16 protein-coding genes and 1 riboswitch are annotated in these 20,319 nt (G+C 27.9%); all 16 genes read right to left on the bottom strand.

Annotated elements, in window-relative coordinates:
- Positions 1-8: 8 nt before the first annotated feature.
- The 16 genes from ABDZ60_RS05005 to ABDZ60_RS04930 all read right to left on the bottom strand — a co-directional run bounded on the left by ABDZ60_RS05005 (position 9) and on the right by ABDZ60_RS04930 (position 20,304).
- Positions 9-836, bottom strand: coding sequence for a carbohydrate ABC transporter permease (locus tag ABDZ60_RS05005; RefSeq protein WP_343776543.1), 828 nt, complete (start codon positions 834-836; stop codon positions 9-11).
- 23 nt (positions 837-859) lie between these two features.
- Positions 860-1,756 (bottom strand): carbohydrate ABC transporter permease, encoded by an 897-nt coding sequence (locus ABDZ60_RS05000; RefSeq protein WP_343776541.1) that lies wholly within the window; start codon positions 1,754-1,756, stop codon positions 860-862.
- 65 nt (positions 1,757-1,821) lie between these two features.
- Positions 1,822-3,207: an ABC transporter substrate-binding protein gene (locus tag ABDZ60_RS04995; RefSeq protein WP_343776539.1), complete on the bottom strand. Its 1,386-nt coding sequence runs from the start codon at positions 3,205-3,207 to the stop codon at positions 1,822-1,824.
- 382 nt (positions 3,208-3,589) lie between these two features.
- Positions 3,590-4,759: a M20 metallopeptidase family protein gene (locus ABDZ60_RS04990; protein WP_343776537.1), complete on the bottom strand. Its 1,170-nt coding sequence runs from the start codon at positions 4,757-4,759 to the stop codon at positions 3,590-3,592.
- Between the two features lie 74 nt (positions 4,760-4,833).
- Positions 4,834-5,664, bottom strand: coding sequence for a MetQ/NlpA family ABC transporter substrate-binding protein (locus ABDZ60_RS04985; RefSeq protein WP_016205644.1), 831 nt, complete (start codon positions 5,662-5,664; stop codon positions 4,834-4,836).
- Positions 5,665-5,704: 40 nt separating this feature from the next.
- Positions 5,705-6,385, bottom strand: coding sequence for a methionine ABC transporter permease (locus ABDZ60_RS04980; RefSeq protein WP_016205645.1), 681 nt, complete (start codon positions 6,383-6,385; stop codon positions 5,705-5,707).
- A complete protein-coding gene (locus tag ABDZ60_RS04975) occupies positions 6,354-7,412 on the bottom strand; it encodes a methionine ABC transporter ATP-binding protein (RefSeq protein ID WP_343776534.1) in 1,059 nt (352 codons plus the stop codon). Before ABDZ60_RS04975 ends, ABDZ60_RS04980 begins: the two co-directional genes overlap by 32 nt.
- 178 nt (positions 7,413-7,590) lie before the next feature.
- Positions 7,591-7,732: riboswitch (SAM riboswitch) on the bottom strand.
- A gap of 99 nt (positions 7,733-7,831) precedes the next feature.
- Positions 7,832-8,830, bottom strand: a complete 999-nt coding sequence (gene mgrA / locus ABDZ60_RS04970) for an L-glyceraldehyde 3-phosphate reductase (protein WP_343776532.1) — start codon at positions 8,828-8,830, stop codon at positions 7,832-7,834.
- Between the two features lie 292 nt (positions 8,831-9,122).
- Positions 9,123-9,284: a rubredoxin gene (gene rd, locus ABDZ60_RS04965; protein WP_016205647.1), complete on the bottom strand. Its 162-nt coding sequence runs from the start codon at positions 9,282-9,284 to the stop codon at positions 9,123-9,125.
- A gap of 30 nt (positions 9,285-9,314) precedes the next feature.
- Positions 9,315-10,532: an FprA family A-type flavoprotein gene (locus ABDZ60_RS04960; RefSeq protein WP_343776530.1), complete on the bottom strand. Its 1,218-nt coding sequence runs from the start codon at positions 10,530-10,532 to the stop codon at positions 9,315-9,317.
- A 188-nt stretch (positions 10,533-10,720) separates the two neighbouring features.
- The gene (locus ABDZ60_RS04955; protein ID WP_343776528.1) at positions 10,721-11,617 is read right to left on the bottom strand and encodes an ROK family protein; all 897 of its coding nucleotides are present in this window, start codon (positions 11,615-11,617) and stop codon (positions 10,721-10,723) included.
- A 74-nt stretch (positions 11,618-11,691) separates the two neighbouring features.
- A complete protein-coding gene (locus ABDZ60_RS04950; protein WP_343776526.1) occupies positions 11,692-14,823 on the bottom strand; it encodes an alpha-mannosidase in 3,132 nt (1,043 codons plus the stop codon).
- A 66-nt stretch (positions 14,824-14,889) separates the two neighbouring features.
- A complete protein-coding gene (locus ABDZ60_RS04945; protein WP_343776524.1) occupies positions 14,890-15,852 on the bottom strand; it encodes a carbohydrate ABC transporter permease in 963 nt (320 codons plus the stop codon).
- Between the two features lie 19 nt (positions 15,853-15,871).
- Positions 15,872-16,831 carry an ABC transporter permease gene (locus ABDZ60_RS04940; protein WP_343776522.1) on the bottom strand — a complete coding sequence of 320 codons (960 nt, stop codon included), beginning with the start codon at positions 16,829-16,831 and terminating at the stop codon, positions 15,872-15,874.
- Positions 16,832-17,049: 218 nt separating this feature from the next.
- Positions 17,050-18,570, bottom strand: a complete 1,521-nt coding sequence (locus ABDZ60_RS04935; RefSeq protein ID WP_343776520.1) for a response regulator transcription factor — start codon at positions 18,568-18,570, stop codon at positions 17,050-17,052.
- Positions 18,571-18,573: 3 nt separating this feature from the next.
- Positions 18,574-20,304 (bottom strand): sensor histidine kinase, encoded by a 1,731-nt coding sequence (locus ABDZ60_RS04930; protein ID WP_343776518.1) that lies wholly within the window; start codon positions 20,302-20,304, stop codon positions 18,574-18,576.
- Positions 20,305-20,319 lie beyond the last annotated feature (15 nt).

Below are 20,319 nucleotides of genomic sequence, written 5' to 3'. Positions count from 1 at the left end.
TTCTCCTTTTACTTTAACATAAAGTTTATACCCTCTTTAAAATGTTTAGAGAAGCATAAAAACATTATTACTATTGGTAATGTCAATATTACTGAAGCTGCATACATAGGCCCTGGTAAATTCCCCATTGGTTTAAATTGTGTTGAAATTAATACATTTAATGTTTGCATATTAATCTTTGGAGAAATAAGCATGTCCCACATAAGTTCAGACCACCTTGTCATAAATGTTGATAAAAATACTATAGTTGTAACTGACTTTGTTACTGGAAATGATATATGCCATAATATTTTTAATTCTGAAGCCCCATCTATTCTAGCCGCCTCAAATACAGTATCTGGTAATGACTTGAAATAATTTATATACATGAATATACCCCAAGTTGATACTGATAGCGGTAGTATCATTCCTAAATAGGTATTGGTTAATGGTTTTGATATTATATATCTAGGAACAAGTAATATAATCACTGGAAAAAACATTTGAAATAATAATGAATTCATTATTATTTTTCCACCTTTAAAATTTTTCATTTTAGATACAGAATATCCCACTAGTAATCCGACTAATACTGAAATTATTGCTGTAGGCGCGGAAACTATGAATGAATTAGTTAATGATTTTATCCACATACCTGCATTAGCTCCACCACTTCCACCAAAAAGATATTCATAGCTTTTTAAAGTAAATCCATCTGGTACCATTACCTTATCTGTTTGATCCCAAGGTGCTAGTGATTGAACTATCATGTAAAAGTATGGAAATAATGAAATTCCTAATATTAAAACAGTTGCCGCTACTACTAAAATAGTCTTTATATTTAACTTCTTTTTCATATTATTATCCTCCAACTTAATATTTACATACCATATTTGTTATTAAACTTTTCCATTATAAATGTAATTATCTTAATTGATACAAAGATATGTACTGCATTAGCTATTGCAATAGCTGCACCATATCCTGATTGGAAATTTGTAAATGAAGTATTATAAATTTCAAGTTGCCATGTAGTTGTTGCTAAATTTGGTCCTCCACCTGTTAATAAATAAGGTTCTGTAAAAATACCAAAGGCAAGTCCAGCTGCTAATACAACTACTGTTGTTAAAGTTGGTATAATCATAGGTAATGTTACACTTATAAATTTTTTTAACCCAGTTGCTCCATCTATTTTACATGCATCGTGTACATCATCTGAAATAGACTCTAATGCTGATAATATAAATAGTGCATAGTAACCTGACATTTTCCAAACTACTATTCCAAAAATTATTATGAAAGACCATTTAGGATCTCTAAACCAATCTATATTAATACCTTTCTCTCTCAAATAAACATTTAGTACTGAATTATAACTGAAGAAGTATCTTACTACTACTGATATGGCGACACCTGAAGTTAAGTAAGGTATAAAAAACAATACTGCTGTGATTCCTTTAATTTTGTCTGGTAACTTATGAACTAATAATGCTATAACAATTGCTACTGCTACTGTAAAAATAACTATAGGTACTAGATATTTAAATGAGTTTATAAATGCTGCCTTAATTCTTGGATCGGAGAATAGTACTTTAAAATTATCTAATCCTACGAAATTTTTACTTTTAGACATTAAGTTCCAATCTGTTAAAGATAACCAAAATGCCCACAATAATGGTATTAAGAAGAAAATAACTGAATAAGCCAAATATGGTATATTAAATAGCCATCCTAAAAATCCACTTCTATTTTTAAAACTTTCTATTTTATTCTTCATTTAGTGCCACTCCTTTATAAACAAAGCAAAGATAAAATTATTCATCTTTGCTTTATTTTAATAAACTATTCTAATCCACCAGCCTGCTTCATTGATTCAAAAGCTTTATCTACATATTGTGTTGCATCAGCTGCTTTTAAGCTATCTGATGATAATGTTGTTTCTAAATATGCAGCTAAGCTAGTACCTAATGCTTCTTGAATTTGTGCCATTTTATCATGTGGCATACTTGGAATAGAGTATTCTACTTGTGCAGCTAAAGCTTTTAATTCTACATTTTCTTCTAGATATTTAGAGAATGCCTCATTAGTAACTAAGTCTCCTCTAACTGGTAACATTGTTGTAGCTTGTACCCAATCTAAATCTGTTTGTGCTGAATTTTCTCCATTATATAACCACTTAATAAATTCTACTGCACCTTGATGAATTTCATCTGTTATATTATCATCTTTATATAAAACTAATCCTTTTGCATCTGCAAAGTTATAAGGTGTATCCCCTTGATTCTTAACTATCATTGGGCCATATTCATAATCCTCTCCATATACTTTTCCGCCTTCTCTTAAAGCTTGAATTTCCCATGGAGCTGCTATTGTAAATAATACTTGTGGTTTTTCTTCAGCCCAGATATTTGGGACTTCTGAAGTTAATAAAGTATCACCTAATGTTCCAAAAAACTCAAATGCTTCTTTAGTTAAATCCTTTTCTAAAACTAGTTTATTTCCTTCAACCCAAGACTTACCACCACTATATGCTAAATAAATATTTTGGAAGTCTGACCATCTGTCCCACCATTGATCTGGTCTTATTAAGGAATTTCTATAAAATACATGTGTAACTCCTATAGCTGACATCTTATCTTTACTTGCTCTAAACTTAGTTATTACATTTTCTAATTCTGCTTTTGTTTCAGGAACTTTATCAAATCCTAATTCCTTCAATGCTTTAGTATTCCATTGTAATACCATTGGATTAACATACATTGGTATTACATATTGTTTACCTTCAATTTCCCAACCTGGCATTACTGAGTCTAATGCTCTATTTTTAACTATATCCTTGAACCATTCTTCACTTTCTAATGAGTAAACTGCATCTGATTGAGATAATGTTGTAGCAAATCCTCTATTTATGTTTTCTGAAATTGCTGGAGCAGTATCTGTTGCTAAAGCATTTTGTATTCCTGCCTCTGATGATGGTGTTTCAGGCATTTGTTGAACTTCAAGTTTAATAACTTTTCCTTCTACTTTTGTATTAGTAGAATTGAAAGCCTCTGCTTTCTTTGTCCAAAAATCATACTGTACTTTTTGTGGTGCTGTCCAGAAATTAACTGTTATAGTATCACCTGATGAAGTTCCCCCTTCATTTTTACCACCTGAACATCCTACTAATGAAGTTATCATTATTGTAGATAATGTTAGAGCTGATATCATCTTTGTAATTTTACTCATAAAAAAATCCCCCTTGATTTAATAAATATATTTTTTTACTTAACTTTAATTTGAAATTATAAGATATCTTTTAATTTATAAATTCTTCTTTAAATTTATTTTGTAAACCTTTCAATTATTATTTTAAATTTAATTTACTTTAATTACAACGATATATTACTTTAATTTTATTTTTTGTAAATTTATTTTCAATTTAATTTTAAAGTAAAAAATGTGAATATAAATTGCTATTTGCTTAGAATAATCCAAGTTATAACAATCTTATATTCACACTTATATTTATTAAACTTATTCTATTTACTTATAACATCATAAATCTTATCTATTGTAAATACTGTTATAATTTTAATTTTATAGATTACTATTAAAATTAAAGATTTAATTATAGTAATTTATTTAATATATACTCTACTTCTATATTTGTAATTACTAACAAGCCCTCTTCGTCTATATCAAACAAATCATTATGATGTGCTACTGAAGTATTTGCATTTTTCAAATTTTTAGTACCTACATGAATATATGACCCTGGTACTTCTATTAAGAATTCTGCAAAATCGTCAGCTCCTAACCTCTTTGGCGAATTAGTTATTACATTTTCTTTTCCAACTATATCACTAGCAATAACCGCCACTTCTTCACTGACTTTTTCATCATTTATAAGAGGTGAAGCATAGTCTCTAAATTCTACTATAACTTCTGCTCCATATATTTCTCCAATAGACTTTGCTATTTTCTCTACTGATTTATTAGTTTTTTCTCTTGATTCAAAAGTAAAACTTCTTGTTGTTCCTTCTAAAACAATTTCTTCTGCTACTGTATTGTAAGTAGTTCCCCCTCTAATCAAACCAACTCCTACTACTACTGTATCAACTGGATCAGTTTGTCTACTTACTATTGACTGTAGATTTACTACTATTTGGCTTGCAATATATAAGGCATCAGTTGATAAATGTGGTGCAGATACGTGACCGCCTTTTCCTTTAACAGTTATTTTAAAATAATCACATGAAGCAGAAATTGGACCACTTGTTACTGATACTTTGCCTACCTCTAAATGGGATGCCACATGTGCTCCAAGTATTTCTTCTACACCATCTAAGTATCCTTCCTTTATAAATACCTTAGCTCCTTGTCCAACTTCTTCAGCTTGTTGAAAAATTAATCTTACTTCTCCATTTAACTCTTTTTCTTTTTCTTTTAAAATTTTTGCTGTTCCAAGAAGACTAGCTGTATGCCCATCATGACCACAAGCATGATTATATCCATTGCTTTGTGATTTATATTCTACATCTTTTGAATCTGGAACTTTAAGAGCATCTATATCTGCCCTTATTGCTAAAATTCTATTTGATTCATTTTTACCTTTTATTATTCCTAAAACACCAGTTGCCCCAACTCTCTTATGTGGAATATTCAACTTATCTAATTCTTCTTCTATTTTTTTTGCTGTATTATATTCTTTTAAGCTTTCTTCTGGATGTTTATGAAAATACCTTCTTAAAGAGGTAATATAATCTTTTTCCTTTATTACATAATCTTTTATATTCATTAAAAAGCCCCCTTATATTTAGTACTATCTATTAAAGCCCTATAAGATAGATACTTATTTAATAATATTCTTTATTATTTCCAAGTTGGTATATAAGCCCCTTTATATACTTCTTCTATAACCTTTGCTACATCTTCTGATCTATAGGCATCTACAACCTTCTTATACAGTTCATTGTCTTTATCCTCAGTTCTTGAAACTATTATATTTATATAAGGATTATCAGTACCTTCTTTAACTTGTTCTAAATAAATAGAATCATTTTTAGGATTAAATCCTGCATCAACTGCATGTCCACCGTTTATTAATGCTGCAGCTACATCGGCTAATAATCTTGGAGTTTGTGCAGCTTCAACTTCTACAAATTTAATATTTTTAGGATTTTGCGTTATATCACTTAAAGTTGGAGTATATCCTGCTGTTTCATTTACTTTAATAACTCCTGCTGATTCTAAAACCTTTAATGCTCTTCCCCCATTAGTTGCATCACTTGGTATTGCAATGGAATCACCATCTTTTAATTCATCTAAAGATTTTATTTTATTAGAATATACCCCAAGTGGAGCTATTATCGTTTCTCCAATAACTGATAAATCTAAATTTCTATCTTTAATATCTTGATTTAAATATGCATAATGTTGGAAGGAATTTAAATCTATTTCTTTATCTGCTAAAGCTTGATTTGGCTGACTATAATCAGAAAAGGTAACAAGCTCTAAAGTTATTCCTTCTTCTTGAAGATTCTTTATTACAGGCTCCCATTGATCTGTATTTTCACCAACTACTCCTACCTTAACTACTTTATTCTTTCCATCTGTATTCTCTGTCTTTGCCCCTTGGCATCCTGCCAATGATAAAAGTAATGTTCCTGATATTATAATATTTAATAATTTTCTTGTTTTCATATTTTAACGCCCCTTTTAATTTATTTCTTATTGCTTAATTTTAATGTGTTGTTTTTTTTATTATTATATTTCCTGCCCCTTGAATTATATTTACTAAAATAAGTAGGATTATAACAGTTACAAAAGTTATATCTACTTGATATCTTTGATATCCATATCTAATTGCTAAATCTCCAAGACCACCTCCTCCCACTGAACCTGCCATAGCTGTTAATCCAACTAAGCTTACAAAAGTTATTGTTGTAGCCCTTACGATGTTTGGTACACCTTCTTTTAAATATACTCTAAAAATTATTTCAAATGGTGATGATCCCATTGCTTCAGCAGCTTCTATTATCCCCTTATCAGTTTCAGATAAAGCACTTTCTATTTGCCTTGCAAAAAATGGTATTGTTCCTAAAACTAATGGTACAAAGGAACCTTTTGTTCCTATAGCTGTTCCTACTATGGCCCTAGTTAATGGTATAACAGCTGCTAATAATATAATAAATGGTATTGATCTAGTTATATTTATTACTTTTTCTAAAACAAAATATACTGGTTTATTTTCTAATATATTTCCTTCTCTCGTTACTACTAATATGACTCCTAAAATAATTCCTATAACAAATGATATAAGGCCTGCTACTAAAATCATAATTAGTGTTTCTCCTGTAGCCTTGAATATATCTGGTATCTTTGTTATTACATTAGGCAGTAATTTTTGCACTAAGCCTTCCATCTTTAATCACCTCAACTTCTACATTATTTTCTTGTAAATAACTTATAACATTATTAATCTTGGCTTCTTCACCTCTTATTATTACAACAAGTCCCCCCAGCGGAGATTCTTGAATTATTTCTATATTCCCAAATATTATATTGGTATCTACATTAAATTCTCTGGATACTATTGAAATTATTGGCTCTGTTGTACTGTTTTCTATATATTTTAATTTTAAAATTTTTTCATTTTCTTTAATATCTACAACTGAAGATTTATTTTCTATCAAATCATATATATTGCTTAGTGAAGATGTACTATCTATAAAGTTTTTTGTAACTTTTTCTTTAGGCTCTGAGAATATTTTAAATATACTTCCTTCCTCAACTACCTTACCATTTTCCATAACTGCTGCCCTTGTACATATTTCTTTAACAACTTGCATTTCATGAGTTATTATTACTATTGTTATTCCAAACTTTTTATTTACTTCTTTTAAAAGTTTTAATATAGACTTTGTGGTTTGTGGATCTAAGGCACTAGTTGCTTCATCACAAAGCAAAACCTTTGGATCATTTGCTAAAGCTCTTGCAATTCCAACCCTTTGTTTTTGTCCTCCACTTAATTGAGATGGATAAGAATCTGCCTTGTCATCAAGTTCAACAAGTTTTAATAAATCTTTAACTTTATTTTTTATCTCTTCTTTTGAGTAACTACTCCCTTTAAGTGGATAAGCTATATTTTCAAATACTGTTCTAGATTTCATCAAATTAAAATGCTGAAATATCATTCCTATCTTTTTTCTTTCTTCTCTAAGTTCCTTATTTGATAAAGTACTTAAATCTTTCCCATCTATAACTACTTGTCCATTAGTTGGTTTTTCTAAAAAGTTTATACATCTAACTAATGTTGATTTTCCTGCTCCACTAAATCCTATAATTCCATAAATTTCACCTTTATTAATATTTAGTGTTACATCCTTAACTGCTTCTATTTTATTAGCTTTTGATTCATAGGTTTTGTGTAAATTTTTTAATATAATCATATTTTCCCTCCTTTTGCCCCAAAAAAGTGGACACATATAATTTTGTTTGTTTTGTTTCTTAGCTTCAAGTAATCACATTACTCAAATTTTAAACTATTCATAATTTCCTAAGGAATAAAAAAAACTGCTTTCCTAAAAATAAGAAAGCAGTGTATTATACACATATATATTTTTCTCATTCTTATCTTTCAGATGCAATTACATCTGCAGGATTTAGCACCTTAAACTATAAAAGCTTATAATTATAACTAATATAATTATAATATAATTCAGGTTGCCAGACTTCATAGGGCCAGTCCCTCCGTCTTTCTTGATAAAAACTTATTTAATTTTTGTTCTTGTTTCGTATTATATCCCTATATATTTTTCATGTCAATAGTTTTATTTCTTTTTTTAGATAATTAATCTAGTAAATAATTTTATTTTGAATTCAATATTGCTTCAATCATTTCGATTTCCCTGCCACTAAAAACTAAATTATTTATTATATTTTTATTGTCTATTATTTGCTCTGGCTTACTAGCTCCAATAAGAACTGTTGTAACCAAATCATCTCTTAATACCCAAGCTAAAGCCATTTGTGCTAAACTTTGATTTCTACTTTCTGCTATTTTGTTTAATTCCATTAGCTTATTAATTTTTTCAGTAGTTATATCTTTTTCATTTAAAAATCTACTACTTATTTTTTTAGCCCTTGAATCTTCTGGAATTCCCTTAAGATATTTATTAGTCAATACTCCTTGAGCTAAAGGTGAAAATGCTATTGATCCTATTCCTTCTTCTCTATGAACTTCATGCAAGCCTTCAACTTCACTCCAACGATTAAACATACTGTAGCTAAATTGATGAATAAGGCATGGAGTCTTGTTTTCCTTTAATATTTTAGAAGCTTCTTTTAATTCTTTAGGATGATAATTTGATAATCCTACATATAGTGCTTTTCCTTGTTTAACTATATCAGTTAAAGCTGACATTGTTTCTTCTAAAGGTGTATTTGGATCTGGTCTATGATGGTAAAATATATCAACATAATCTAAACTCATTCTTTTTAAACTTTGGTCTAAGCTTGAAATCAAGTATTTTCTTGAACCACCATTACCATAAGGACCAGGCCACATATCATAACCTGCTTTAGTAGATATTATCATTTCATCTCTATAACTACTAAGATTATTTTTTAATATTCTACCAAAATTTTCTTCAGCAGATCCATATATAGGTCCATAGTTGTTTGCTAAATCAAAATGTGTTATTCCATTATTAAAAGCTTCAAATATGATTGCCTTTTGATTTTCCATAGGGTCTACCGATCCAAAATTATGCCATAATCCTAAAGCCACTCTTGGCAGCAATAATCCGCTACTCCCACATCTAATATATTTCATCTTTTTATATCTGTCTTCGTTTACACTGTGCATATTTTCACTCCTCATTTCAATATTATAAAATTTTATTTTTTATTATTAGATTTAGCTTTTACATTGTTTTTCCATTCATAGTTACGCCCTTATTTAATATAATTATATCTCTTCGATTTCTTTTTTTATATATTTTTTATATTAGTTTTTCAAATACTAAGTTATTATCAGAAAAGTTTCTCTTTGTACACAATAAAAAATAAGCCCCAACTAATAATTAAATTAGCAAAGGGCTTCTTTAAAATCATATTTTATTTACCTCTTTAGTCTTTAAGCTGTTTATAATATATAACTAATCCACTTCCGAGAATTCATCTTTACCTACTCCACAAAGAGGACAAAGCCAATCTTCTGGCACATCTGCAAATGCAGTTCCTGCTTCTACCCCATTATCTGGATCCCCTACTTCTGGATCATATATATACCCACATACATCACATATAAAACTTTTCATAATAATTCCTCCATATTTAATATATTAAATTTATAATATTGAACTTATATAATCTGCTGCTCTTTCTACATCTTTTTCTGATTCTTCATTAAGGGAGAATCTAACTCTTACAGGGAATTTAGTATCAATCATACCTGTTGATTTTATTATTGAAGATGTGTTTAAAACATTAGCATTAGTTTCATTTAAATAATCTTGAATTATTTCTATTGGTTCCCCACTCCATCCAAAGGATCCAAATGCACAAGCTACCTTGCCTTCTAAGTTTATATCCTTTAATTTCTTTAATACATTTTCAATTGAACCTATTAAATCACCATATTTTGTTGATGTACCAAATAATATTGCATCTGAACTTTTAATAGCTTCTAATATTTCTTCTTCATCAGTCTTATCTGGATTTAATACTAATACTTCAATATCTTCTGCTTCAAATTCTTTTTTAAATTTGTCTGCAATTCCCTTTGTTGAATTTCTCATTGTTGTATAAACTATTGTGGCTTTTTTACCTTTTTTAGTTTCTTTACTCTTTTCATCATATATAGAAATATATTTTTCAATATTTTCATCTAGTATATATCCATGAGAAGGCGCTATTATATCTATATCAAGCTCTTTAACTGCTGAAATCATTGGTCTTACATACTTTTTATGTGGTGACATTATTAAATCGTAATATACAGTAAAAGCTTCTGTTATATCTGTATTTGCCTTGCTTGAAAGATATTCCTTAGCTTTTAAATGTGTACTAAATATATCACAAGGGAATAATACCTTATCTTCCTTACAGTAAGTTATCATAGTTTCTTCTGTGTGAAGATATGGAGTCATTTTAAATAATAAGGTTTTTCCTCCAATATCAAGGGTATCTCCATCACCTACAACTAAAAATCTTTTTTCTTCAATTTTATATAATTCTTTTAAGTGATAAACAGCTTTTTCACTACAAACTACAGTTGCATTAACAGCTTGTCTTGCAAGTCCTCCCAAAGCACCTGAATGGTCTGGTTCTGTATGATTTATAACTATATATTCTATATCCTTTAAATCAATAATTGATTTTAAATTTTCTACATATTCTCTTGTGTATATTAAATCTACTGTATCTATTACTGTTGGTTTTTCTGTTTTTAATAAATAACTGTTATAAGTTGTACCATCTAATACTAATCTATGAAATGGAACATCTCTATCATCTATAATTCCAACTCCATAAATATCATTTTTAATTTTGAATTCTTTTCCCATTTCTATTCCTCCTAAATTTATAGTGTTTTATAAATTATATATGTCTGTTTTTCATATCAATCTTTACACTATTTCTATCTTTACTAGCTTTTAAGTAAATTCTATATTTTTATTATAAGAATTCACCTTGGAACTTTATGTGATTAGAATCAAAATTTATATTATTATATATTAACATTATTTTCATGTTATTCTATTAAAAATCCTGCTCCTTTAAGCCCAGCATCATCTCCAATTTTTGCTACTCTTATATCTACCTTGTCTTTATTTATTACCTTTTCTTTAACCTTTTCTTTAACCTTTTCTATTATTATTTCAATAAGTGATTGGTTATATAAAATTACAGAGCCTCCTAAAACTATAACTTCAGGGTCAACAACTGATATTATATTTGAAATTCCCTTTGATAAATTTTCACATAATTCATCAACTAAAACTTTTATTTCTTCATTATTATTTTTATATAATTCAAAAACTTCTGGTGTTTCTATACTTCTTCCAAGAACTTCACTTGCTTTTCTTGCAATATTTGGTCCACTACATTGTCCTTCAAGCCCACCTTGAACTAAACCTGAATGACTATATTTATCTTCATTTATTATCAAATTGCATATTTCTCCTGCAAAGCTATTTGCACCATTTACTATCTTATTATTTATTATTAAAGCTCCACCAACACCTGTTGATGCAGTGATATAAAATACACTTTCAGCTCCTTTTGCACATCCTATCATTGCTTCTGCAAGTCCAGCAACATTTGCATCGTTGTTTACCTTGGTTTTCAACTCAGTTTTACTTTCTATATACTTTTTTACATTGAAATTATCCCATCCAATTAAATTAGGAGCCTTAAGTATTGTTCCTGTTTTAATATTAAGTGGCCCAGGACTTCCAACCCCTATTCCCTTTATACCTTTACTCTTCCAATTAATATTTATGTAATTTATTATTTTATCTAAATTATACTCTGGACCCTTACTTACTTCATTTTTTATTTTGATCTTATCTAATATATTTCTTTCTTCATCTAATAATGCTGCTCTAATATTGGTTCCACCTATATCAATTCCAACTATATACTTCATTTTCAACCCTCTTTATTTTCCAATTTTTTGGACCTCAGGGGTCCAAAAAATTGGACCCCTGAGGTAAATAAAATTTATTTTAATTTAACTTTAAATGTCTTTATTTCAAAAGGATTTATTGTAAAGTTAATGCTATTTGCATCTACATTTGCAGCTTCTAGATCTTTTTCTAGTAAATTACACTCTGTAGCATTTACTATATCATTTAAGAATGTTAATTTTGCATTTGTCTTTTTGTTATGGAATTCATACATTCTAACTATTAAGGCATCAGTATCTTCTGCTTTCTTTATAACTTCTATAATTATATTTTCTTTATTTACTTTAGCTAAGCTTAATTCACTTGGTAACTTACCTAAGTGTTCTTCTTCAACTTTAGCAAATAAAGGAACATTTAACTCATAAGCTTGGTTTACAGTCTTTGCTTCTTTCCAAGTTCCAGTATGTGTGTATATTGAATATGTGAAGAAGTGCTCTTCTTTATCTGCATCTGGATTTGGATCACATGATGATTTTAATAATGTTAATCTCATGTTTCCATCCTTTATATCGTGACCATATTTAGAATCATTTAATAATGAAACTCCAAAATCTCCTTCTGATAAATCTGCCCATTTATGTCCACAAACCTCAAAAGCTGCTACATCCCAAGATGTATTGTTATGAGTTGGTCTAGTTACATTTCCATATTGAATTTCATAAGTTGCTTCTTTAGCATTTATTTCTATTGGGAATGCTGCCTTTACTAACACATCTTTTTCCTTCCAATCAGCATAAGTATTAAAATCTATTCTTGGAATATCATTATAAATGTATATCTTTTGAATTATTGTTGATTCAAGGAACTTTCTTTCTATTCTTAAGGTACTTCTTATTGGTCCTTTTTCTATAACTTCTATGCTTTGAACATCATCTATTTTCCACATTTTTTCTTTATAGAAAATATCTATATCCCAGTTATCAAAACACATAGGCTTATCTTCAAATGCTTGAAGTTCATTAGCTATTTCTCCATCTTTTAATATTTCTCTATTAGCTTCTTTATTTATAAAGGATGTTATTTGTCCTTTGTTATCAAATTTTATTTTGAAGAATTTATTTTCTGCATAAGAATCAGTTAATTCTATAACCTCATTTGTTGTTTTAGTAGCTTCAACTATTTCAAATGATTTATATCCATTAGCTGGGATTCCTTTAGCAAAGAATATAGCCTTATTGTCCTCTATTCTTTGACATATTATTTCTTCTCTATTTGAATTTAACACTGCTGGATTTTTTATATCACTTGGTACTTCAAACATTGCAATATCATCTCTATCAAAGCCTAATGTGTTAGTTACTATAACACTTCTTTTAGCTAAGTTAATATTATTTGCTACATTATTTATTCCATCATCTATTAATGTATTAACATTATTTAATAACTCTTTATACTCAATCTTTGTGACATCATAAACTTCTTTAATTGATGAGCCTGGAATAATATCATGGAATTGATTTAATAAAATTGTTTCCCATGAATTATTTATATTTTCTTGAGGATATTTCTCTCCAAGTAACATAGATAATGAATTTACTTTTTCTGCTGCAGTATATAAGTTTTCGCACTTTCTATTATCTCTCTTATTTCTTGCCATTGAAGTATATGTTCCTCTATGATATTCAAGATATAATTCTCCAACCCACTTTGGCAGTTTTTTATTTTCTCCAACCTTTTCTTCTAATCTCTTGAAATAATCTAAAGATGTACCCATTTTAACTCTTGGAGCTCCTGGTATTCCCTTAGCTAGCCTTCTTCCATTTTCAAGCATTTCTATGGTAGCTCCACCACCACCATCTCCCCATCCAAAGGAAACTAGCACATCATTATTTATATTCTTATTTTGGTATCTTCTCCATGAGCCCATTATAGCATCAGGTTGAATATGTCCATTATATGTTGTGAAATGTGATTCTCTATCTTGTCCTGGACCTGTAGTTGTTATAAAATGCGTTAATACTTCACTACCATCTATACCTCTCCACATAAATGTATCATTTGGTATTTTGTTAAATTGATTCCAAGCTATTTTTGTTGTCATAAAATAATCTATGTCTGATTTTTTAAGTATTTGAGGCAGTGCTGCTGAATATCCAAATACATCCGGCAGCCATAATATCTTATTATCTACATTAAATTCTTCCTTAAAGAATCTCTTTCCATGCATTATTTGTCTTACTAGTGATTCTCCAGAGGTAACATTACAATCTGCTTCAAGCCACATAGAACCTTCTGGCTCCCAAACACCTTCTTCAATTTTTTTCTTTACTTTTTCGTATATCTTTGGATGATCTTCCTTTAACATCTTATATAATTGTGGTTGAGATGACATAAAGATGTATTCAGGATATTCTTCCATTAGTTTTAATACTGTTGAAAAACTTCTTGCAACCTTTTCTCTTGTTTGTGCAACTGTCCAAAGCCAAGCAACATCTATATGAGTATGTCCAACACATGTTGCAATAACATCTTCATGTCCACAAAGTTCACCGTAAAATTTATCATTTAAAAATTTATTTGCTTCTTTGACACTTTCATCATATTCTTTTGATTTAGGCCTTCTTAAATCAATTAAATTTATAGAGTCATTTAAAACAGTTATCATATCTATTCTATTTTTATCTTCTTTTTCAAGCTCTTTACATACATCTACTGGTACTTTTAAGTTCCAATATAGTTCCCTAGAATCCATATCTATTTCTACTAGTTTTCCATGCAATGTAGCTTTTTTATCTGCAAGCATTCCTGCATAAGCATGTAAATCTATCTCATATTTTGTTCCTGCAATTGCATTATGAGTTAATATAATTTCTCTATGGTTGATATCTACCCCTTGTATTTGTTCACCATTAACATATAAAATAAATTGCGGATTAGTAGCATCCCATCCTTCCTCGAAAGTATGGAAGTTAAGAGCTATGGTCTTTTCTTTAAATTCCTCTGGGACTTCTACAGAGCATTTAAACCATCCATGCTGATCTTTTCCTCCCCATAAATCTCCAGTTTTAAATTCTCTCCAACCATCCTTTGGTGCTTCTTTAATTAAATCTATATTATGATAATTACCATCTATATACATATAGTTTTCAAGTTTGACTTCATTTCTATATATATTTTTTGCAATTTCATTACAAGTTTTTTCAATTCTTTCTAATAAATAAAACATATTTTTTCTCCTCTAAATCTTATTAAATATTTTTTGTATCTTCTTAATATATTTATATTAAAAATTTTATTCCTTTACTGCTCCAACAGTTAGTCCACTAACAAAATACTTTTGGAAGAATGGATAAGCAAATATTATAGGTAGTGTTGTTATAACTACTATTGCCATTTTTACTGTCTCTTTTGGCATTTTAGCAGCTTCTTGAACTGCTGTAGTTCCAAGTGCTGATGAATTATTGACTAAAAATTCTATAGAGGTTTCTAATTTAATCAATAAATATTGCAGAGGTATTAAGCTATTTTTATCTATATAAAGCATTGCATTAAACCAATCATTCCAAAATCCTAATGTTAAAAATAAAGCTATAGTGGCTATTGCTGGAAGTGATATTGGCAAAACTATTTTTAAAAATAGTAAAAATTCTGAAGCACCATCTATTTTAGCTGATTCTATAATTGCATCTGGTACAGAAGTTTTAAAGAAGGTTCTTAGAACTATTATATTAAATGAACTTACACAAATAGGTAGTATAAGTGCTAGTATATTATTTTTTAATCCTAAGAATCTAGTTACTACTAAATATGATGAAACCATTCCACCCGAGAATAACATTGGGATAAATATTAACTTAGTAAAGAATTTTCTATATGCAAAATTCTTTCTTGATAATGCATAAGCATAGGTTGTCATTATTACTAATCCTAGAAGTGTTCCTGCGACTGTTACTGTAATAGTTATTCCATAAGATCTGATTATATTACTTCCGGATTCAAATATATATTTATAGGCTTCTAAGCTCCATTCTTCTGGCCAAAATCTATATCCATTTGCTTGTAGGGATTGTTCGCTAGTCAATGAAATTATTAAAACAAAGAAAAATGGTAATATGCAAAGTGCTGCTAACATTCCAAAAAATATATTTAAAACTATATTTGTAGGTTTTGATATTGAATTGAATTTATTTACATTGTCTGTTTCTTCATTTTGATCTTTATTTCCTTTGAAAATACCTTTTAGTTTATCTGTCATATTCTCCACCACCTCTATTTTAGAAAAATGCATTTTCATTATCTACTTTTCTAACAATTCCATTAGTTACTAGTATTAAAATAAGTCCTACAAAGGATTGGTATAAAGCTGCTGCTGAGCTCATTCCTATATTACCTAGATTGGTTAATCCTCTATAAACATAAGTATCTATAACATTCGTTACTGAATATAAGGCACCTGAATTCTTCGGAAGTTGATAAAACAATCCAAAGTCAGCTCTAAACATTCCCCCAACTGCAGTTATAAACATTATTATTAAAACAGGCTTTAATGATGGAATAGTTATATACTTTATTTGCTGCCATTTACTTGCTCCATCTATCATTGCAGCCTCATAATAAGACTTGTCTATTCCACAAATAGATGCTAGATAAATAACTGTTCCATATCCAACACCTTTCCATTGACTCATAAATATTAGAATAAAAATCCAATATTTAGATTCTGTGTACCAAGATATTTTGTCTCCTCCTAAGGATGTAATAATTCCATTTATGTAACCTTTTTCTGGGCTTAAAAATGCAAATAGACAATAACTTACAACAACCCAAGACAAGAAATACGGTAAAAACATTGAACTTTGATAAAACTTAGATAGTCTCTTATTTAATAATTCCTTTAATAAAATAGCAAACGTAACAGGAAGGACTATTCCTAAAATTATAAATACAATATTATATAAAACCGTATTTCTTGTAATTAACCAAGCATCACTACTATTGAATAAAAATTTGAAATTATCAAACCCTACCCATTCACTTTTAATTAAGCTTTCTATAAATCCACCACTTATTTTCCAATTTTTGAAGGCAATTATTATACCGAACATTGGTAAATAAGCAAATATTAGAAACCAAATAGTTCCTGGTAACGTTAAAAATAAGAATTCCTTATTCTCTTTTAATTTTTTTAGCACTGACTTATTGTTGTTTTTATTTAATTTTTTAGCTTTAGACATTGCTCCAACCCCTTTCTTTGTAAACGTTTCTTGAACTACTTAAAATATATCACAGATGTATTTTAGCTTTAAAGTTGAAATACTTTAGATTTAGTGAATAAATTAAAGAAAAAAAAGGAGATAAATATTGTACTTCTTGCTCTGTGGTAAATTCCAAGTCGCAGAATACAATATTTATCTCTTTATACACTGAAGGTAATAACTTCTCAGTTCTTCATTTAATAATTTTTCATTTCTCGTAATGTAGATGGTGAAACACCATAATATTTTTTAAATTTCCTATAAAAATAACTAGTATCTATATATCCAACTTCTTTAGCTATATCGTTTATTCTCATATTTGTATTAAGTATTAATTCCTTAGCCTTCATATTTTTAATTTTATTTAAATATTCTGAGAAGGAAGTACCTGTTTCCTTTGAAAATATTTGTCCTAAATATGAGCTATTTATATTATATTGGTGTGCTAGTGTTTTTAAGCTTAACTCTTCATAATATCTATCATTTATTGCATTTACTATTTGTTGAACTACAGGGCTATACTTTATAATATTTACGTACATAGCTTCTATAAGTTCTTCTATTTCTCTAATTATAAATGCTTTAACACTTTCTCTGGTACTTTCATTGCATAACTTTATAATTGTATTACTTAAGCTATCTTTTCCATATTTTTGATCCAACTTAAATTCATTAGATATATTATCAATTAATATTATCACTTTTATTGAAAAGTCATATATATTTTTAGGTGTTAATTCCTTATTATCTAATATACTCGATATATATTTTTCCAAGTCACTGATATTTTTTTCGATAATTAACTTATTAATATGCTCTATTTCTTCCTTAAAACTTTTATTATGCTCCTTTACGTCTTTTAATTTCTCCTTATATACACATTTATTAGTACCTTCTGTTAATATATATTTCTTTAATTTTTTGGCAGTACTATAGCTTTTGCTTAATTCCTTTATATCAAAAACTATATCTCCTATTGAAATAAATATTTCTTCATTAGATTCCTTAATAAGCTTATCCTTAATGTCTTCATAATAATTTATTATTTCTGCTCTAGATATTTCTTTATCCCATGAGTTTATTAATATAGCTTCATCGTCATATTTGTGTAAAACCTCATACTTATCTTCGGTATATCTTTCTAATATTTCACTTACATTTATATAAATTCCATCTTTGTATTTTCTACTAATATTTATATTTGATACAGTATAGGCTTTATCTTTAATATCTATGGATAGTAAGTTTTTCATATCATAAATATACTTTTCATTTAACTTTCCTTCTATATATTCAATTAGCTTTGTGTTCTTATCTAATACTTTGTTTTTTTCTTTCTTTTTATTATCTAAATCTCTAACCATTTTCACTAATGTTTCTTGAAGCTCTTCTTCATTTATTGGCTTTAAGATATAGCTTTCTACTCCATATTTTATAGCTTCTTTTGCATAAGCAAATTCATCATAGCCTGTTAAAATTATAAATTTTGTTTTTGAATTTATCTCTCTAATTTCTTTAATTAATTCTAGTCCTGTTAATCTTGGCATGCTTATGTCTGTTATAATAATATCTACAGATTTTTCCTTGAATTTTTCTAGTGCTTCATATCCATTCAGAGCTGTTTCTACTACCTTTAAGCCAATTTCTTCCCATTCAATAATATTCGTTAATCCTTGTATTATTAACTTCTCATCATCAATTAACATAACATTATACATAAACTACACCTCTTTACATGATATTTTTATAATTAAAGTAACTCCTCTATCTTTATTTTGCTTCAATCTTACACCATAATTTTCTCCATATTCATTTACTATTCTTTCATTAACATTTGATATTCCTATAGAATTTCCTAGTTTCTCTCTTTGAATTAATTTATAATTAATTATTTCTAAAGCCGTTCTAGTAATCCCCTTGCCATTATCTATTATTTTTATTAAAATATCATTTTCTTCTTTATAAACTTCTATTTTTAATAAATTATCACAATCTTCAAGCCTTATACCATGAACAAAATAGTTTTCAATTAAAGGTTGTATGGTAAACTTATTTATCTTATACTTTTCTAAGTCGCTTGGACAACTTATTTCAAAATTAAAATTATCATAATATCTAAATTTAAATATCTCTATATACTTAGTGCAGTAATCCAATTCTTCTTTTAAAGTTATTATATTACTATCCTTTACTTGCTTTCTAAATAAAAATGAAAGTGTATACAGCATCTTACCTACCTCTTTATCTCCATTGCATATAGCCTTCATTCTTATAGATTCTAATGTATTATATAAAAAATGTGGATTTATTTGGTTTTGAAGTGCTGTCATTTCAGCTTTTTTTTGCTCAATTTCTGATAAATATATCTTTTTAATGTACTCATCTAAATCCTTACACATTTTATTAAAATTTTCTGATATATAATTAATTTCATCATTATCTGAAGTAATTGGAATCTGTACTTCTAAATTACCATTTTTAACTTCATCCATAGCAACTAATACCTTATCTGTTCTATCGCTTAAAAGTTTTAATTTAATATATATGATTGATAAAGAAATTATTAATACTAAAGCATCTACAAATACTATGGAATTTATTAGTCCAATAGAAACCTTATTTACTTCACTTTTCCCTATTTTAGCTACAGAAATTATCCCTAAAGGATTAATCGTTTTGTTTATATAATAATTTTTTTCTAGTTTAGCTTCTTTATTACTATTTAATATTTCATCATAATATCTATATTTTTCATAATTATAATCTTTATCAGAGCTATGAATAACATATCCGTTCCTGTCTACTATTATAATTTGATGTTTATTTTCATATTTCTTAAATACATCATTAACATGATTTAAGTTATATTTAATTATTATTATTCCTTGACTTTTAAGGTTAATTGGATTTTTTATATCTCTTACAAACTCTATTGTATTTTTATTTGTAGAAACATTATTAAAACTATTTTCTGACAAAAATTCACTTTGTTCTACATGCTCTGTTTTAATTTGATTTTTTCTGTTAAAAGAGTTCTTTTCCATTCTGTCATAACTTATAAAAGATATTTCTTCTAAACTATCATTTAAGCCGAAGGATAAATTTACAAATCTTTCTATTCCATTATAATAATAGCTATTATTCTCAGAAAACTTATCTAGTTTAGTTCTTAAGTATGAAACCTTATCTAAATTCATGAAAAGCAGTATATCTTCAAGTACACTTATATCGCTATACATATTTTCAATTATTTTATTACTTGAATTATTTATCTTATTTATTTCCTCATTAACATCATAAGAAACCTTTTCATTAATATAAGTACTTCTATCTATATTATTTTTAAAAAATCTATTAATAAAATAAAAATCTAATGTTCCTATTAAAAAAATTGTGACTATCATATAAGTAGCAAATAATCTTTTATATATTGTTGATTTTTTTATTTCCATAATATTTATCCTTTC

Origin of the sequence: Clostridium sartagoforme, from assembly GCF_039521405.1 — a bacterium.
Taxonomy (GTDB): Bacteria; Bacillota; Clostridia; order Clostridiales; family Clostridiaceae; genus Clostridium; species Clostridium sartagoforme.
The sequence above is the reverse complement of the archived record's forward strand: the minus strand, read 5'-3'. Positions and strand labels throughout refer to the sequence as shown.

Excerpts from the sequence above, each read along its gene's own strand:
- ABDZ60_RS04980 (WP_016205645.1), bottom strand. The coding sequence starts at position 6,385 with ATGGAAGGCTTAGTGCAAAAATTACTGCCTAATGTAATAACAAAGATA.
- ABDZ60_RS04955 (WP_343776528.1), bottom strand. The coding sequence starts at position 11,617 with ATGAAGTATATAGTTGGAATTGATATAGGTGGAACCAATATTAGAGCA.
- ABDZ60_RS04945 (WP_343776524.1), bottom strand. The coding sequence starts at position 15,852 with ATGACAGATAAACTAAAAGGTATTTTCAAAGGAAATAAAGATCAAAAT.
- ABDZ60_RS04960 (WP_343776530.1), bottom strand. The coding sequence starts at position 10,532 with ATGGGAAAAGAATTCAAAATTAAAAATGATATTTATGGAGTTGGAATT.
- mgrA (WP_343776532.1), bottom strand. The coding sequence starts at position 8,830 with ATGCACAGTGTAAACGAAGACAGATATAAAAAGATGAAATATATTAGA.
- ABDZ60_RS04990 (WP_343776537.1), bottom strand. The coding sequence starts at position 4,759 with ATGAATATAAAAGATTATGTAATAAAGGAAAAAGATTATATTACCTCT.
- ABDZ60_RS05000 (WP_343776541.1), bottom strand. The coding sequence starts at position 1,756 with ATGAAGAATAAAATAGAAAGTTTTAAAAATAGAAGTGGATTTTTAGGA.
- ABDZ60_RS04930 (WP_343776518.1), bottom strand. The coding sequence starts at position 20,304 with ATGGAAATAAAAAAATCAACAATATATAAAAGATTATTTGCTACTTAT.
- ABDZ60_RS04975 (WP_343776534.1), bottom strand. The coding sequence starts at position 7,412 with ATGATTATATTAAAAAATTTACACAAAACCTATGAATCAAAAGCTAAT.
- ABDZ60_RS04940 (WP_343776522.1), bottom strand. The coding sequence starts at position 16,831 with ATGTCTAAAGCTAAAAAATTAAATAAAAACAACAATAAGTCAGTGCTA.
- ABDZ60_RS04935 (WP_343776520.1), bottom strand. The coding sequence starts at position 18,570 with ATGTATAATGTTATGTTAATTGATGATGAGAAGTTAATAATACAAGGA.
- ABDZ60_RS05005 (WP_343776543.1), bottom strand. The coding sequence starts at position 836 with ATGAAAAAGAAGTTAAATATAAAGACTATTTTAGTAGTAGCGGCAACT.
- ABDZ60_RS04985 (WP_016205644.1), bottom strand. The coding sequence starts at position 5,664 with ATGAAAACAAGAAAATTATTAAATATTATAATATCAGGAACATTACTT.
- ABDZ60_RS04950 (WP_343776526.1), bottom strand. The coding sequence starts at position 14,823 with ATGTTTTATTTATTAGAAAGAATTGAAAAAACTTGTAATGAAATTGCA.
- rd (WP_016205647.1), bottom strand. The coding sequence starts at position 9,284 with ATGAAAAGTTTTATATGTGATGTATGTGGGTATATATATGATCCAGAA.
- ABDZ60_RS04995 (WP_343776539.1), bottom strand. The coding sequence starts at position 3,207 with ATGAGTAAAATTACAAAGATGATATCAGCTCTAACATTATCTACAATA.